Origin of the sequence: Algoriphagus sp. AGSA1 (assembly GCF_021390545.1) — a bacterium.
Lineage (GTDB): Bacteria > Bacteroidota > Bacteroidia > Cytophagales > Cyclobacteriaceae > Algoriphagus.
In genome coordinates, this window is the sequence record NZ_JAJUWR010000024.1 from 86,697 (window position 1) to 102,095 (window position 15,399).

Here is a 15,399-nt window from a genome sequence, read left to right on the forward strand (position 1 = left end):
GTCCGCCGCGGCAGATGAAGGCGCAATAGACGTACCAATGCATAATGCGGGTTAAACAATCAGATCCGCTTTATTAGCCTTATATGAATGACAAGTTGCTACTCAGAACAGTAAATGTAACCCGGTATATCCTGCCCTTAAGAGAGGGTGGCTCACTTCCTGCCCTGGCGGATGCCGATGACGGATTCAAGTATGTGTTGAAATTCCGGGGAGCCGGACAGCGGGAAAAAGCACTGATAGCGGAGCTGTTGGGAGGTGAAATCGCAAGAGAATTAGGCTTAAAAGTCCCTGAATTGGTATTTGCAAACCTCGCTCCGTCCTTTGGCAGATCTGAGGGGGACGAAGAAATACAAGATTTGCTAAAGGGAAGCCAAGGGTTGAACCTCGCTCTGCATTTCCTTTCCGGAGCTATTAATTACGATCCTATTGCCATGCCTATTGATCCCATATTGGCATCCAAGATTGTGTGGCTGGACTTGTTTATCACTAATGTGGACCGCACCTTCAGAAACTCCAATATGCTGATGTGGAACAGAGAACTTTGGCTGATAGACCATGGCGCATCTTTTCTGTTTCAACATGCCTGGATCAATTGGGAGAAGAATGCCACAGGGTCATTTCCAACCATCAGTAACCATGTACTGCTTCCTTCAGCCTCAGAACTGGAGCAAGTAAACGAAGAATTCCAAAATATCCTGTCAACTGAAAAACTACAAAAAATAGTCGATCTGCTTCCGGAAGAATGGTTACTCGCAGGAGGAGATGCCGAAGACCCCACAGAGATCCGAAACGTTTATCGTGACTTTCTTTCCCTACGACTATCCTATTCAGACCAATTTACTAAAGAAGCCCAAGATGCAAGAAGAGCACTTATATGAATATGCGATCATCCGAGTAGTACCACGGGTTGAGCGGGAGGAATTCATCAATGTAGGAGTAGTAATCTGTCATTGGAAGAGAGGTTTTCTGGGTTGCAGAATCCAGCTGGATTCAAAGAAACTTCTGGCTCTAGACCCTTTGGCTGATACAGAAATGATCCAGAAGAATCTGGAATCCTTTGAGAAAATATGTGCCGGGACTATCAATGGAGGTAATATTGCCGCTATGGACATAGCTTCGAGATTTCGATGGCTCACAGCTGTACGAAGTTCAATCATCCAGACTTCCAGACCCCACTCCGGCTATGCTGAAGACCTGGAGCAGACGCTGCAAAGGCTCTTCGAGGAGAATGTGGCATAAAAAAAGGAACTCCAACATGAAGTTCCTTTTCTGTTAACAATAAACCCAAAATATCTTTTATCGATCAATCGATCCCAAGACCTTTTTCATAAAGGTATTTCCGGCGTCTCTTTCAGCCATACCGCTGGCTACCAGTTCATGCACTTCCAAAGCTCCACAGAGATTGGAGATCAGCTCTCCGATCACGTCTATCTCAGGTTCCTTCAGCGAGGGTGCCTCTGAGATATTTTCCAGTACTTCCAGAGCTGTTTCGATCTGTTCGGGAGTACATGTTCTTTGGATAGTTTTAATTACTGGCAACTTCATGGATCAGTGCTTTTAATTGATCTTCTTTATTTGTCTGGATTTGATTTACCAACTGACCTCCTTTGAAAGAAGCGAAAGTCGGCAAATTGTTCACCTGTGCCAATTTCCTGGAATTTGGGAATTTCTCTGCATCCACAATCACAAAAACCTTGTCCTCATTTTCGCCCGCAAGTCTTCTGAACTTAGGTTTCATGATGCGGCAATTACCACACCAGCTGGCAGAGAATTGCACGATCACCTGATCATTGTCTGCCACCAGCTCCTGCAAAGTATCTTCAGTCAGTTCAATCATGATTAATTATTTGATAGATAGTTAGCAACTCCCTCGTTGGTTGCCTGCATTGCCTGTTTTCCTTCTTCCCAGTTGGCAGGACATACCTCACCGAATTTCTCCACATGGATCTGTGCATCCAGAAGTCTCAAGTACTCATCAATGTTTCTTCCCAATGGTAGGTCATTGATAGATTCGTGACGCACCACACCTTCTTTGTCAATCAAGAATGTACCTCTGTATGCTACGGGAGCTCCAGCGAAAGACCACAACCTGGTCTCAGCGTCGAAAGAATACTCTCCAGCCAATACACCATAATTCAAGGCAACAGTCTTAGAAGCATCTGCCACGATAGGGTAGGTCACACCTTCGATTCCTCCCTCAGCTTTAGGAGTCATCAACCATGCCAGGTGAGTCTCTTCAGTATCCGTTGAGCATCCTATCACTACAGTGTCTCTTTTCTCAAACTCAGCCAACTTAGATTGAAAAGCATGAAGTTCAGTTGGACATACAAAAGTAAAATCCTTTGGATAGAAGAAAAGAACAACATTTTTCTTACCTAGATATTGATCCAAGCTGAAATTCTCTATTATCTCTTCTCCGTTTATTACCGCTCCTACTGAAAACGCTGGAGCCTTTTTTCCTACTAATGCCATATTAATGTTGTTTTGTTGAAAATCTGTTAACACAAAGCTACTCGAGTAATCAATATTATAAAAAAAATAGACAAACGTTAAGCATAACGCAAAACCTCTTATGCCAAATAAAATTTCTATAAATCGATTTTTCCCGAATCATTACTAAACAACTCTCTTTCTTTATAACTGAAAAAACAACCCGCTACCGATTGCGCACAAAATCAAAAAATCACGATTGAAATAACCTATCGTCAATAGGAAAAGCTTATGGCCACTAACTAAAAGGATAAGCAGCTATTCTCTACTGAAATCAAGACCTGCCAGGGTTTGAAACCAGGCAGGTCATTGGTATATAATTCGGAAATCAGATCTTATCAAATCCCAAATAGGGCTGTAATACTTTAGGCATATAGATGCCATCAGGCTTCTGGTTGTTTTCCAAAATAGAAGCTACGATTCTTGGCAAAGCCAAAGCACTACCATTTAAGGAATGTGCCAGCTGCGTCTTTTTGTCCTCTCCTTTGAAGCGCAGTTTCAGCCGGTTAGTCTGATAAGTATCAAAATTGGAAACAGAACTCACTTCCAACCACCGCTCCTGCGCAGCAGAGAATACCTCCATATCATACGTCAGGGCAGAAGTAAAGCCCATATCCCCTCCACAAAGTCTCAAGACTCTATAAGGTAGCTCCAGTTTTTTCAAAAGTCCCTGGACATAAGAGCTCATCTCTTCCAGCGTTTCGTAGGACTTATCCGGATGGGTGATCTGCACGATCTCCACTTTATCAAATTGATGTAATCTATTCAATCCTCTTACGTGTGCTCCCCAGCTACCGGCTTCTCTCCGGAAACACGGGGAATGCCCCACATTTTTTATAGGCAGGTCACTTTCTGACAGAATCACATCCCGGTAAATATTAGTGATGGGGACCTCTCCTGTCGGGATCAGGTACAGGTTATCCGCATCCGCATAGTACATCTGTCCTTCTTTGTCAGGCAACTGGCCTGTACCATAGCCCGAGTCTTCATTTACCAATATCGGAGGTTGAATCTCATCGTATCCTGCAGCCAACGCCTCATCCAAAAAGAAATTGATCAGGGCTCGCTGGAGTCTCGCTCCTTTTCCTTTATATACAGGAAATCCGGCTCCGGTGATTTTTGACCCCAGATCAAAATCTATGATATCATGTATTTTGATCAGTTCCCAGTGCGGCTGTTTACCCTCGTAGAGCTCAGGGATTGCGCCGTTTTCCAGTACCACCTCATTGTCCTCAGCTGTTTTGCCTGCCGGTACAGAAGAATGGGGAACATTAGGAATCGTATATAACAAGGCCTTAAGCTCCTCTTCAGCTTTGGAATTTTGCTCTTCTAGATCCTTGATCTGAATCTTCAGTTCCGCGGTTTTATCTTTGATTTTAACTGCCTCTTCAGCCTTACCCTCCCGCATCAAGGATCCTATCCGCTTCGAAATGGCATTGGACTCGCCCTGTAACTGATCACGCTCTGCCTGAGTGGATTTTCTTAACTCATCCAACTCAACTGCCTGGTTCAGTACAGCTTCCGCATTTGGGAAATTTCTTTTTTGAAGTCCGGCCAGCACGCCGGCATAGTTTTCTCGAATCTGATTGACTAAAAGCATCTTAAAATCTTTGAAATTGAAGCCCCAAAGATAAGCATGTTAGCGAACAATGATCGATTTACTCACACTTGAAAATGGCCCATCCAGCTCTTTTCCACCAGAGTGGAGCAATCTTACTTTGACTGTATAGTTGCCTTCCGGCAGATTCTCCACTCTTACCGGAGCCATGTGGTCGATCTCGTACTTCATCTCATTTAGTTCAATAGACACTTTGAGACCATCCAACTTCATGTCGCCCCCTACAACCAAAAAATCTATGATCACTTCGCTACCAGCCTCATAAACCTGATCAGACCTGGGATAATTCACCGCTAAATAAGGCTCTCCAGAATAGGGAAAAGGTCTGGAATTACCGACCTGAAAATCCCTATCTACATAATTGCCAAAGTTTTTCAACGCCAGACCTTCCTCATCAACCAAATATGCGACAACCCGGTAACTGCCTTCAGTCAGGTCTCTCTGGAATATGGGAGAATAAAACCCCACAGGATCTCCACCATTCAGAATATTGAATAGCTTAAACTCCCTGGTCTCGTTCAGGTCAAAAGGGAAATTCTTTACATTAAACTCGAAAGGGATCTTGCCTGCCTTGAAGGATTGGTTCCCCAGAGGGGTATATAACTCAAGAATAGCATCAGGGTAGGCCGCTTGGTCTTCATACTGAAAAAATTTCACTTGAGGAGAGACAGGCTCCACAGCCACCTCTGGGGGTGGAGCAGTTACCACTTCCTCATTAATGCGTTCTTTTTCTGAGGAACATGCCGACAAAAGCCAAATCAATGTGAGGAATGTCAGGTTTTTATTCATACAGCGTGTAAATTGAAATTAAAGATATCTAATTTTAAACATAAATTAGACCTTGAACTATTATACGTAATCATATGGAAATCCTATTTGATGAGATCCCAAGTTTAGATTTAGCCGACTTCACTTCCGGCAATCCTGAAAAAAAAGCGGCATTTGTACAGAAGTTAGGAGAAGCGTACCAGAATATTGGTTTTGTTGCCATTAAAAACCATGGTTTATCCCAAGACCTACAAGATAGGTTATACGGGTCAATAAAAGACTTTTTCAGACTACCGGATGAGATCAAGGCCAAATACGAGAAGCCTGAAATAGGATTTCAAAGAGGCTACACGGGTAAAGGTAAAGAACATGCCAAAGGCCGTAATACCGGTGATTTAAAGGAATTTTATCACGTAGGGCAAGAGCTCAGCAGAATCCCGGACACAGACCCCATCAAAGCGGAGTACCCACCAAACATCTGGCCTTCAGAGCTTCCTGAGTTCCAAAAGGATGCCAATGAAGCATATAGAACCCTTGAAAACGCCGGGAAAGCAATGCTCCAGGCGATCGCGCTCTCTCTGGACTTGGAGGAAAATTATTTTGAGGAAAAGGTTGCCCATGGAAATTCAATTTTAAGGCAAATCCATTATTTCCCTATAGAAAAACCTGATGAGGTGCCGGCAGATGCAGTGAGAGCTGCGGAGCATGGGGATATCAACCTGATCACGCTACTAATGGGAGCAAGTGCAGACGGACTTCAGGTGCTAAGAAGAGACGGCAAATGGATCCCTATAACGGCACTCCCTGATCAGTTGGTGGTCAATGTGGGTGACATGCTGGAGCGACTCACAAATAAAAAACTGAAATCCACCATTCATAGAGTAGTGAATCCGCCCCGGGACAAGATGAACACCAGCAGGTATTCCATTCCTTTCTTTATGCATCCTCGATCAGAAATGGACCTCACCTGTCTGGACAGTTGTGTGGACTCAGAACATCCCAAGCAATTTGAGGATGCCACTGCCGGTGAGTTTTTGGAAGAGCGTCTCCGAGAGCTGGGGCTAAGAAAATAAGGCATGTCGGTTAAGCAAGTCCGATACTACCTGTTTCTGAAAGATACCATTATGCTTTCTATAACCGCTTTTGGCGGCCCACAGGCATTTCTTGCAATGCTACTTGACCGTATGGTGAAAATGAAAGCCTATATCTTGGAAGAGGAGCTTTGGGAACTTAACGCACTCTGCAATATGCTCCCAGGCCCCTCCTCCACACAGCTGATCTGTGCTATTGCTTTCCGGGTGGGCGGTCCCAATCTGGCTTATTTAGCATTGCTTGCCTGGATTCTACCTGCCACATTGCTTATGATCCTAGCGGCAATGCTGATCAATTTCCTTCAGGAAAGCACACCCGGGGCACTGGATTTCGCCCGTTTTATCCAGCCCATGGCGATTGGGTTTATCATCTTTGCCGCTCAAAAAATAATCGGGAAAACAATAAAGACCACTGAAGCAATGGTGTTGGTGTTGATTTCTGCCTTTATATCCTTTTTCTACAATTCTCCCTATATCTTCCCTGTATTACTGGTGATAGGTGGGTTAATCACCTCCTTCAAATACAAGCAGCAACCCAAGCTCGAAAAAGACACCCCTCTTAAAATCGAATGGGCCAACTTCTATCTCTGGGGCGGAGTGCTTGTCCTGGCCGCGGCACTGGGCGCAATTACAAAATATCAACCCATCTTGCTTTTCGAGAACTTCTATAGAAACGGAAGCTTGATTTTCGGAGGCGGGCAGGTGTTGGTCCCCTATTTATATACTGAATTTGTGGATTTTAAGCATTTTCTGAGCTCAGAGGAATTTCTTACCGGATATGCCATTTCCCAAGGGATTCCAGGCCCTACGTTCACAATCTCCTCCTATGTAGGTGCCTTATCCATGAGGGAATTCGGAACAGTAGGCTTTATTATCGGGGGATTAATAGCCGCTGCGGGAATTTTCCTGCCGGGGATTTTTCTTATTTTCTTTGTGATCAGATTTTGGGACCAGCTGAAAAAATACAGACCAATAAGGGCTGCTCTGGAAGGAATCAATGCTGTTTCCTGTGGGATGTTGATTGCCGCTGCCTACTTGCTTTTTGAGCCCTTAGAGGCAAATAGCATAAATATTGTGTTTATTCTTGCAACGTATATGTTGCTGCAGTTTACTAAGGTGTCCTCCCCGGTAATCATTGCCGGAGGGGTGATACTCGGCATTATTTACAACAATTTTTTCCTTTAGGACAAGTAAAACATCGCTATTTTCTGCCAAAAGAAACAAGAAGAGGTGTACTCACGTTTTAAAATTTAAATTCATTCCCTATCTTTCTTCTATGCACGCATACGAATACATCAATAATCTGATCCCACCGCTCAAGCTTTCCGACAAAACCGGAATGGCATTGGCGTGGATGGAGGAAATCAGAACTGACGTACTCCCGGTGATAGACAAAGGCACGTTTCTAGGCTTGATCAAGGAGGATAAGATTTTTGAAAAAAACGATCCAGACACACTGATTGCGGACATCGAACCGGAAAACATTGATTGCTGGGTGTTCTCGGACAAGCATATCTACGATGTATTGAGAGTGAGTTCTGAACAACATTCCAATCTGGTAGCAGTACTGGACAGAGAGTCAAACTATCTTGGCATAGTCACGATGGAAGATTCTATAGCTGCCTTTGCGGACAGCCTTTCTATCAAATCCCAAGGCAGCGTGGTGATCCTATCCCTGGCTATGACAGATTATAGCCTTTCGGAGATTTCCAGAATTATAGAATCAGAAAACTCCAAGGTGCTCAGTTCCTTTATCACAACGGATCCCTTGGACGACACCAAGATCAAGCTCACCTTAAAACTGGACCAGACTGAGCTTCGCCATATCAAAGCTACTCTGGAACGGTTCGGGTATAAGGTCATTGATCATTATCAGGAAGAATCAGGAGTCAGCAGTGAAGAAGACAGAATCGGTAACCTTTTAAGATTTTTAGACATTTAGGGCATGAAAGTCGCACTTCATGGCTTAGCGCTGAAAGCAGAATTGCTCCCGGATGTTAAGTCACTTTTTGATGCGCTTAGTAGGCATCATTTTGAAATATTCGCCACAGAGCAATTTGACCGACAGCTGCGCAAGCTTGGGAGAAATGCCCTTAGCTATTGGGCACTGGAAAACAAAGAGGAAATGGCATCTATGGATTTTGTGATTTCCATAGGAGGGGACGGCACCTTGCTGGACGCAGTGTGCCTTGTGGGTGAACTAGAAATCCCGATTTTAGGCCTCAATACGGGAAGGCTGGGCTTTTTGGCCACAGTGGCAACAGAGAGAATTTCTGAAGCCATATCCGAACTCGCAACGGACAATTACCAAATAGAATCAAGAACACTTGTTTCCTTGGATAGCCATAAAAAATTATTCAATGGCTTGAACTTCGGGCTGAATGAATTCACTATCCATAAGCGTGATACCTCTTCGATGATCACGGTCCACACCTATATAGACGGAAAATACCTAAACAGCTATTGGGCGGATGGCTTGATTGTTTCCACACCTACGGGCTCCACTGGATATTCCTTAAGCTGTGGCGGCCCATTGATATCCCCAGAGGCGAAAAACTTCGTCATCACGCCCGTTAGCCCTCACAATCTGAATGTTCGTCCTATCATTGTTTCGGATGAAAGTGAGATCAGTTTTGAAATAGAAGGGCGGGCAGAGAAATTCTTAATATCTTTGGACTCTCGATCTACGTCGATTTCCTCCGAGATGAAACTGAGTGTGAAGAAGGAAAACTTTTCCGCAAAATTGGTAAAGTTGCCTCATTATCATTTCTTTGATACTTTAAGACAAAAGCTAAACTGGGGTTTTGACATGAGAAACTAAATTTGAGTACTGAAGACCTACCCGATTTGAGCTTAACAATTATTAACCCGCTAAATACTTTCATGCGTTTTTTAAACGTTAGGTACTTCATATCTTGCATCGTCTTGAAAAAGGTCAATTTTCAGATTACCAACTACTTACTCCTATTTCCGCTGCTTTTCTTAGGTATTACCGGAGAAATTCAGGCGCAGAAATACGAAATAGGCGGCGGCATAGGAGTCGCGGCTTATTCAGGTGATATAATCAGGAAGATTGATCCGGGTCAATTAGGACCTCAAGGCACGTTGTTTGGCAGGAGAAATTTTGACAATGTGTGGTCACTGCGGGTGGGCATTTCCGGTGGTGGCCTTAATGCGGCTGACAGCATCAAGCCCATAGACCAACTGGCAAAGGCCAGAGATGGCAGGTTTAGAGCTGGGGTACTGGAAGGTTCTGCTGTGATGGAGTTCAACTTTCTGGACTACCTCACGCAAAATTCCGAATTCCGGTTCTCACCATATGCTTTCTTTGGGGTAGGCTATACGCTAGTCTTTGCAAAGGGAAACACGCACCAATACAATGTCTCCACTAGGTATAATCTGGCGACGCTGGTTATTCCCTTTGGTGGAGGAGTGAAATTCCAACTTGACGATCGCTGGACTTTAGCCGCTGAACTCGGCTTTAGACCAACCTTTACAGATTACCTGGATAAAATAGACAGTAAAGAACCGGTCATTCCCAGATTCCAGGATCCAAACAATCCTGACCAACCCTACGGGATCAATTTCGGGAATGCATATGACAAGGATTGGTACTACTTCTTCGGGGTAACAATCAGCTATACTATCATGACTACCAAATGCTACGCATATTAATAAATCGGGCCCTAGGGCAAATATTTGGAAAAGAAATGGCATTTTTGTACCTCCAAAAAAGTAAGGGACCGGAGACGGCTGGAATGAAGGAAGTATCAGACAACATCAACATCCCAAAGCATATTGCCATCATCATGGACGGCAATGGACGCTGGGCCACAAAGAAAGGCGCTATGCGCATATTTGGGCATAAAAACGCCACAAAGGCAGTCCGGGAGGCTATAGAAGGAGCAGACAGCCTAGGTGTTAAATACCTGACCTTGTTCTCCTTTTCCACCGAGAACTGGTCTAGACCCAAAGCAGAAGTTGACGGACTAATGGAACTGCTCGTAAAGACTATGTCTGATGAGATCCCCATGTTGATGAACGGCAACTTCAGATTAGAAAGCATAGGGGATGTGGAAAGCCTCCCTCCATCAGCCTATAAGACGCTGATGAAGGTGAAGGAAATAACATCCAAAAACACCGGTCTCAAAGTGATCCTGGCACTTAGCTACAGCGGTCACTGGGAGCTCACTCACGCAGCTAAACACATTGCTCAAAAAGTCTCAGAAGGAAAATTGAATGTGGAGGACATTACAGAAAAAGTAATGGCCGAACACCTGCAAACCGCCAACTATCCTGATCCTGAATTGATGATCAGAACTAGTGGTGAATACAGGATAAGCAATTTTCTACTATGGCAACTGGCCTACACAGAGATGTATTTCACCCCTGTGCTATGGCCGGATTTTAGAAGAGAGCACCTCTTTGCTGCGGTTTCCGATTTCCAATCAAGGGAAAGGAGATTCGGCAAAACGGGTGAGCAAGTTAAATCTTAAGTAATTAATGAAAAAAAGTTTACTGATTCTGTTTTGTCTGGTATGGGCAAGTTCAGCAATGGCGCAAATACGTTTGGGTCAAAGTCGCTATGCCACAAGCAAGCCAATCGATATTTTGGAGATGAATTATGCCCAGCCTAAAACATATAGGATCGCAGAAATAAAAGCCGTAGGCCTCACCACCCTGGATGAAATCGCCATACTTTCCCTCTCCGGACTGAAAGTGGATGATCAGATCGAGGTGCCGGGAGATGCTATTTCCAATGCCCTCAAAAAGCTATGGGGACAGGGAATTATCGGAGACGTAAAGATCTTGGTGACAAAGATTGAAGGGGATGATATCTCCTTGTTACTCGACCTTACCGAACGGCCAAGGTTCTCCCGTGTGGAATTTACCGGAATGAACAAAACCCAGGAAAGTGAACTTCGCGACAAAGTCAACATCAGAGGGCGTGTGGTCAGAGACGATGTGTTGAATAATGCCAAGCGGACTATCGAGCGGTACTACCTGGACAAGGGATTTATGAACGCGGATGTCAAAATCAAGCAGGAAAGAGACACCACACTTCCGAACTCGGTCAAGTTGATTTTCGACGTAACCCAAAATTCAAAGGTGAGAATCAATGAGATCAAGTTCTATGGCAATGAAGAGCTGAATGACACCAAACTTAAAAAGAAGCTTAAAAAGACTAAGGAGCATGCCAGAGTAAGTGTGTTCAAGGACGGTTTTTCCAGACTGACGGATGCCAGTGCAGAAGACATCAAAAATACCATCCTATACACTGATTCTGCCTCGCATGAAGATGTGAAAGACTACATCAACAAAAACTTCAAGCTCAATTTCTTCAACGGCTCCAAGTACATTCCTAAAGAATATAGAAATGACAAGGATAATGTGATCAATTTCTACCAAAGTAGGGGGTTCCGAGATGCGAAAATCACTGCAGACTCTGTTTACGACTTTAGTGAGGACAAGATCAACATTGATATCGCCTTGGAGGAAGGACGTAAGTATTATTATAGAAATATCACCTTCAACGGAAATTTCATCCACCCGGACCAAGTCTTGCTTGCGAAGCTCGGTATTCAGCGAGGGGATGTTTATGATAAAGAAAAACTGGACAAAAGACTCAACTATGATCCTACCAGAGGGGATGATGTAAGTTCCCTTTACCAGAATGACGGGTACCTGTTCTTTGATATAGATCCGGTAGAAATAAATGTAGCAGGAGATTCCATAGACCTGGAAATGAGGATCGTGGAAGGGCCGCAAGTGACGGTGAACTCTGTCAACATCAAAGGAAATGAACGGACTTCCGACCACGTAGTCATGCGGGAAATCCGTATCCTGCCCGGTCAGAAATTCAACAGAGAGCTTCTGGTTCGTACTATCCGGGAACTTTCCACTTTGGGTTACTTTGACCCCGAAAAAATCGAACCTGATCTTCGACCAAACTTCGAAGCCGCTACAGTGGATATCACATTCAACCTGGAAGAGCGTCCTAATGACCAGATAGAACTTTCAGGAGGATGGGGCGGATTTTACGGATTCGTAGGTACAGTAGGACTTTCATTCAACAATTTCTCCATCCGCAATATTGGTGATTTTTCCAAGTGGGATCCCCTACCTGTAGGAGATGGGCAAAAGCTCTCACTTCGAGTACAGGCTAACGGACGTACTTTCCAAAACTATTCCGTATCCCTGACGGAACCTTGGTTTGGTGGGAAGAAACCAAATGCGTTAAGCTTCTCATTCAACCACTCTGTGCAACGGCAGGTTGATTTCTTTAACCAATCAAGTTTTGGGGATGAACTAGGCTATTTCAAAATCACCGGCTTGACACTGGGACTGGCCAAAAGAGTAACCTGGCCGGATGATAACTTCAGCATCAGAAACTCCCTGCAGTTTCAGATCTACGAGTTTGACCGTTTTGGAACCTCATTTGGGCTAAGTTATCCTACAGGAACTTCAAACAGTTTGGCATGGAATACCACAATTGCAAGATATAATATTGACAATCCCACCTATCCTAGATTCGGATCAAACATCATTCTATCCGGTACATTCACTCCTCCTTATACTTCCATAAACAAGAGCATCAATGATGAATCCCCTGATCAGGAAAAGTATAAATGGCTGGAATACCATAAGTGGATGTTTGATGCCTCCGTCTATACTCCTTTATTTGGCTCCACCAAGTTAGTAGGAAGTGCCAGAGCACATATGGGATTCTTGGGCTCCTACGGCAATAAGCTGGGCATCATCCCATTGGAAAGGTTCGTAATGGGTGGTGACGGGATGACCATGAACAATTTCGCATTAGGTCAAGAGATCATTGGCCTACGTGGGTACGAAAACCAGTCCATCACCCCAGGCAGAGACACCAGAGGCCAGGAAGGTGCAGATCCTTATGGAGGGGTGGTCTATAACAAATATGTAATGGAGGTGAGGTATCTGGTATCTCCCAATCCCTCCGCCACCATCTTTTTGCTCGCGTTTGCCGAGGCAGGTAATAACTGGGGGTCATACAAGGACTTCAATCCTTATGATCTGAAAAAATCCGCAGGAGCAGGAGCCAGGATATTTATGCCTGCATTTGGATTGCTCGGTATTGACTGGGGCTATGGTTTCGATCCTATCCCCGGAGGAAGAACTAGAAGTGGTTCACAGTTCCACTTTACCATAGGGCAACAATTACGATAAGTCTGGCTTTTACAGGCAGGAATAGTTAATTTATGCAAAAATTGCCATTCATGGAATGTGCCAAAATATAGCAAGTGTTAATTTTCAAAACGCATGAATAAATCATTGAAAATTGTATTTTTGCTGCTCTTTGTCCTCCAGTCAGTATCTTTAACGGCACAGAAGATAGGATATGTTGATTCGGAGTACATCTTAAACAAGCATCCGGACTATAAGGTTATCCAAGAAGAGCTGGAAAAGATAAGTTCGGAATGGAAGAAAGAGGCACAAAATTTGGATAAAGAGATCAAAGAACTTACCATACAGCTCAAAGCAGAAGAAGTTCTTCTCACAGAAGAAATGTACCAGCAAAGGCTGGAACAGATTAAATTAAAACAAAAGGAATCCCAAGAATTCAATAATAGGATTTTCGGCATAGACGGGCAGTATTTCCAAAAGCAGGCTGAACTGATGCAACCCCTACAGTCAAAAATCTACGATGCTATGGAGCGGGTAAGCAGACGGAACAATCTGGGAATGTTATTTGATAAGGCCGCCGCACCCTCAGCGATTATCTACACAGATCCCAGGCATGACTATTCGGAGTTTATATTGGAGGAATTGGGAATAGAAGACAACAAATAAACAGAAACACAGAAATGATCAAAGTAAAAGTTATCCTTTCCGCAGTAGCCTTGCTTTGCGTAGGATTCGCAGCTCAGGCTCAAGATGTAAAGATTGGTTATACCAACGTGGAATTTATCATGGATTTGATGCCGGAAATGGAGCAGATAGCTGCTGACATCAAGGATTATGAAACACAATTGCAGACTACCATGCAACTGAAAGGCGAAGATTTTCAGCGCCAGGTAAGAACGTTTGAGCAATCATCCCAGTCTATGACCGAAGATGCAAGAGCTGCTAAAGTAAAAGAATTGACTGAACTTCAGAATAGCTTACAGAAAATGGAAAATGATTCTCAAATCAGCTACCAAAGAAAGCTTGGCGAGCTTCTTTCTCCTGTACAGAATAAAGTAATCAATGCGATCAATGCTGTGGCAGCAGAAAACAACTACACACATATCTTTGCTGAGTCTGCAGGACAGGCTCCTATCCTTCTTTACACCAAAGAGGAAGATAAATTCACTGAATTGGTATTGGCGAAGCTAGGACTGGAAATGCCAGCTGCTCCGGCAGGGAATTAATTCAAAAAGAAATTAAAGGAAAACCGTTGGTTCAGGATTGAACCAGCGGTTTTTTTTGTTCCTTTCCTTACCGTTAAGTCCACAGAGGACGCAGATTTTTCCTAATCATTTCCGTCTGCGACGCTTGGAGAGGAGCATGTATTCTCCTTTCCTTTGTTATCCTGCTTCTCCTCCACTATCCTGCTTCTCCAGAAGCAGGATCCAATTTGGACTTTCATTTACAGTTGCCCCTTCCTAATTTTAGGACAGTTTATTTTAAATACCATGCCCAAGCGGAATCCAAAAGACGTAATGCTTAAAAGCCAAGAGCCCATCTTGGTGGATTTTTATGCGGAGTGGTGTGGCCCATGCCAGACTATGGACCCCATAATCGATGAAGTCCTGGCTGAGCTTGGAGAAAAAATCAAGCTCCTAAAGATCAACATCGATAAAAACCCTCAACTCGTACAACATTTTGCCGTACGCTCCATCCCCAATTACATTTTGTTTAAAAAAGGAAAAATCCTTTGGAGAAAAGGGGGCTTGATTACCAAAAGGGATTTGATACATGCGCTCAAAGGCTTTATTTGAAATTGGCAAATGTGGAGAAATACTCCATGTGGAATCCATACTTAGGGCTTGCTGAAAAAGTCTCAGCTATGCCAGGTTCAAGGCGGCCGAGTGAAGATGTATGCTTATACTTCGAATGAGGCCAACGTAGAAGATGGTATGGCTGAGGCTAGCTTGAAAATCTTGGTTTTATAATTTTCTGATGCATGGATAAAGGCCTTTTATCCTTAAAAAGCTTGCACTTGCTGAAAAACTATTCTCCCAAAAAAATGTGCTAATCATTCAAAATTATAGTTTTTGATATATTAAAAGCGTTTTTCAGCAGGCCCTACTTAGTTTCCCTATGTTCATTGATACTATAAGCACATAATAAAAAGAGGCTGTCTCAAAAGTAGCTAGTTTAAAAGGCTAGTCGATTTCTCGGCTAGCCTTTCCTGTTTTAACTCAAAACATGTATTTTGAGGTGTGCAAAAACAAGACTTAAATGTAGCCTTTAAGG

General features: G+C 43.7%; 17 protein-coding genes. 12 read left to right on the forward strand and 5 right to left on the reverse strand.

Annotation, left to right across the window (positions count from 1 at the left end; genetic code table 11):
• Positions 1-83: 83 nt before the first annotated feature.
• A complete protein-coding gene (locus LZF95_RS18365; protein ID WP_233756488.1) occupies positions 84-878 on the forward strand; it encodes a HipA family kinase in 795 nt (264 codons plus the stop codon).
• A complete protein-coding gene (locus LZF95_RS18370; protein ID WP_233756489.1) occupies positions 856-1,239 on the forward strand; it encodes a DUF3037 domain-containing protein in 384 nt (127 codons plus the stop codon). Before LZF95_RS18365 ends, LZF95_RS18370 begins: the two co-directional genes overlap by 23 nt.
• A gap of 57 nt (positions 1,240-1,296) precedes the next feature.
• On the opposite strand, the gene LZF95_RS18375 is transcribed toward LZF95_RS18370, so the two are convergent.
• The 5 genes from LZF95_RS18375 to LZF95_RS18395 all read right to left on the reverse strand — a co-directional run bounded on the left by LZF95_RS18375 (position 1,297) and on the right by LZF95_RS18395 (position 4,897).
• Entirely contained in the window at positions 1,297-1,545 is a 249-nt protein-coding gene (locus LZF95_RS18375; RefSeq protein WP_233756490.1) for a hypothetical protein, read from the reverse strand.
• Positions 1,526-1,840: a thioredoxin family protein gene (locus LZF95_RS18380; RefSeq protein WP_233756505.1), complete on the reverse strand. Its 315-nt coding sequence runs from the start codon at positions 1,838-1,840 to the stop codon at positions 1,526-1,528. Before LZF95_RS18380 ends, LZF95_RS18375 begins: the two co-directional genes overlap by 20 nt.
• Positions 1,840-2,472 (reverse strand): peroxiredoxin, encoded by a 633-nt coding sequence (locus LZF95_RS18385; RefSeq protein ID WP_233756491.1) that lies wholly within the window; start codon positions 2,470-2,472, stop codon positions 1,840-1,842. Before LZF95_RS18385 ends, LZF95_RS18380 begins: the two co-directional genes overlap by 1 nt.
• A gap of 346 nt (positions 2,473-2,818) precedes the next feature.
• Positions 2,819-4,090 (reverse strand): serine--tRNA ligase, encoded by a 1,272-nt coding sequence (gene serS, locus LZF95_RS18390; protein WP_233756492.1) that lies wholly within the window; start codon positions 4,088-4,090, stop codon positions 2,819-2,821.
• 39 nt (positions 4,091-4,129) lie between these two features.
• Positions 4,130-4,897 carry a hypothetical protein gene (locus LZF95_RS18395; protein WP_233756493.1) on the reverse strand — a complete coding sequence of 256 codons (768 nt, stop codon included), beginning with the start codon at positions 4,895-4,897 and terminating at the stop codon, positions 4,130-4,132.
• Positions 4,898-4,971: 74 nt separating this feature from the next.
• On the opposite strand from LZF95_RS18395, the gene LZF95_RS18400 reads away from it, so the two are divergent.
• The 10 genes from LZF95_RS18400 to trxA all read left to right on the forward strand — a co-directional run bounded on the left by LZF95_RS18400 (position 4,972) and on the right by trxA (position 14,921).
• On the forward strand, positions 4,972-5,949 hold the full coding sequence (locus LZF95_RS18400) for an isopenicillin N synthase family oxygenase (RefSeq protein WP_233756494.1): 978 nt from the start codon (positions 4,972-4,974) through the stop codon (positions 5,947-5,949).
• A gap of 3 nt (positions 5,950-5,952) precedes the next feature.
• Positions 5,953-7,152, forward strand: a complete 1,200-nt coding sequence (gene chrA, locus LZF95_RS18405) for a chromate efflux transporter (RefSeq protein ID WP_233756495.1) — start codon at positions 5,953-5,955, stop codon at positions 7,150-7,152.
• 91 nt (positions 7,153-7,243) lie between these two features.
• The gene (locus LZF95_RS18410; protein ID WP_233756496.1) at positions 7,244-7,909 is read left to right on the forward strand and encodes a CBS domain-containing protein; all 666 of its coding nucleotides are present in this window, start codon (positions 7,244-7,246) and stop codon (positions 7,907-7,909) included.
• A gap of 3 nt (positions 7,910-7,912) precedes the next feature.
• Entirely contained in the window at positions 7,913-8,788 is an 876-nt protein-coding gene (locus tag LZF95_RS18415; RefSeq protein ID WP_233756497.1) for an NAD kinase, read from the forward strand.
• Positions 8,789-8,892: 104 nt separating this feature from the next.
• On the forward strand, positions 8,893-9,642 hold the full coding sequence (locus LZF95_RS18420) for a DUF6089 family protein (protein WP_233756498.1): 750 nt from the start codon (positions 8,893-8,895) through the stop codon (positions 9,640-9,642).
• Positions 9,643-9,725: 83 nt separating this feature from the next.
• A complete protein-coding gene (locus LZF95_RS18425) occupies positions 9,726-10,463 on the forward strand; it encodes an isoprenyl transferase (protein WP_233756506.1) in 738 nt (245 codons plus the stop codon).
• Positions 10,464-10,470: 7 nt separating this feature from the next.
• Entirely contained in the window at positions 10,471-13,167 is a 2,697-nt protein-coding gene (locus LZF95_RS18430) for an outer membrane protein assembly factor (RefSeq protein WP_233756499.1), read from the forward strand.
• Positions 13,168-13,260: 93 nt separating this feature from the next.
• Entirely contained in the window at positions 13,261-13,791 is a 531-nt protein-coding gene (locus LZF95_RS18435) for an OmpH family outer membrane protein (protein ID WP_233756500.1), read from the forward strand.
• A 14-nt stretch (positions 13,792-13,805) separates the two neighbouring features.
• Positions 13,806-14,351, forward strand: a complete 546-nt coding sequence (locus LZF95_RS18440) for an OmpH family outer membrane protein (protein ID WP_233756501.1) — start codon at positions 13,806-13,808, stop codon at positions 14,349-14,351.
• Between the two features lie 264 nt (positions 14,352-14,615).
• Positions 14,616-14,921 carry a thioredoxin gene (trxA, locus tag LZF95_RS18445; RefSeq protein WP_233756502.1) on the forward strand — a complete coding sequence of 102 codons (306 nt, stop codon included), beginning with the start codon at positions 14,616-14,618 and terminating at the stop codon, positions 14,919-14,921.
• Positions 14,922-15,399: the final 478 nt, after the last annotated feature.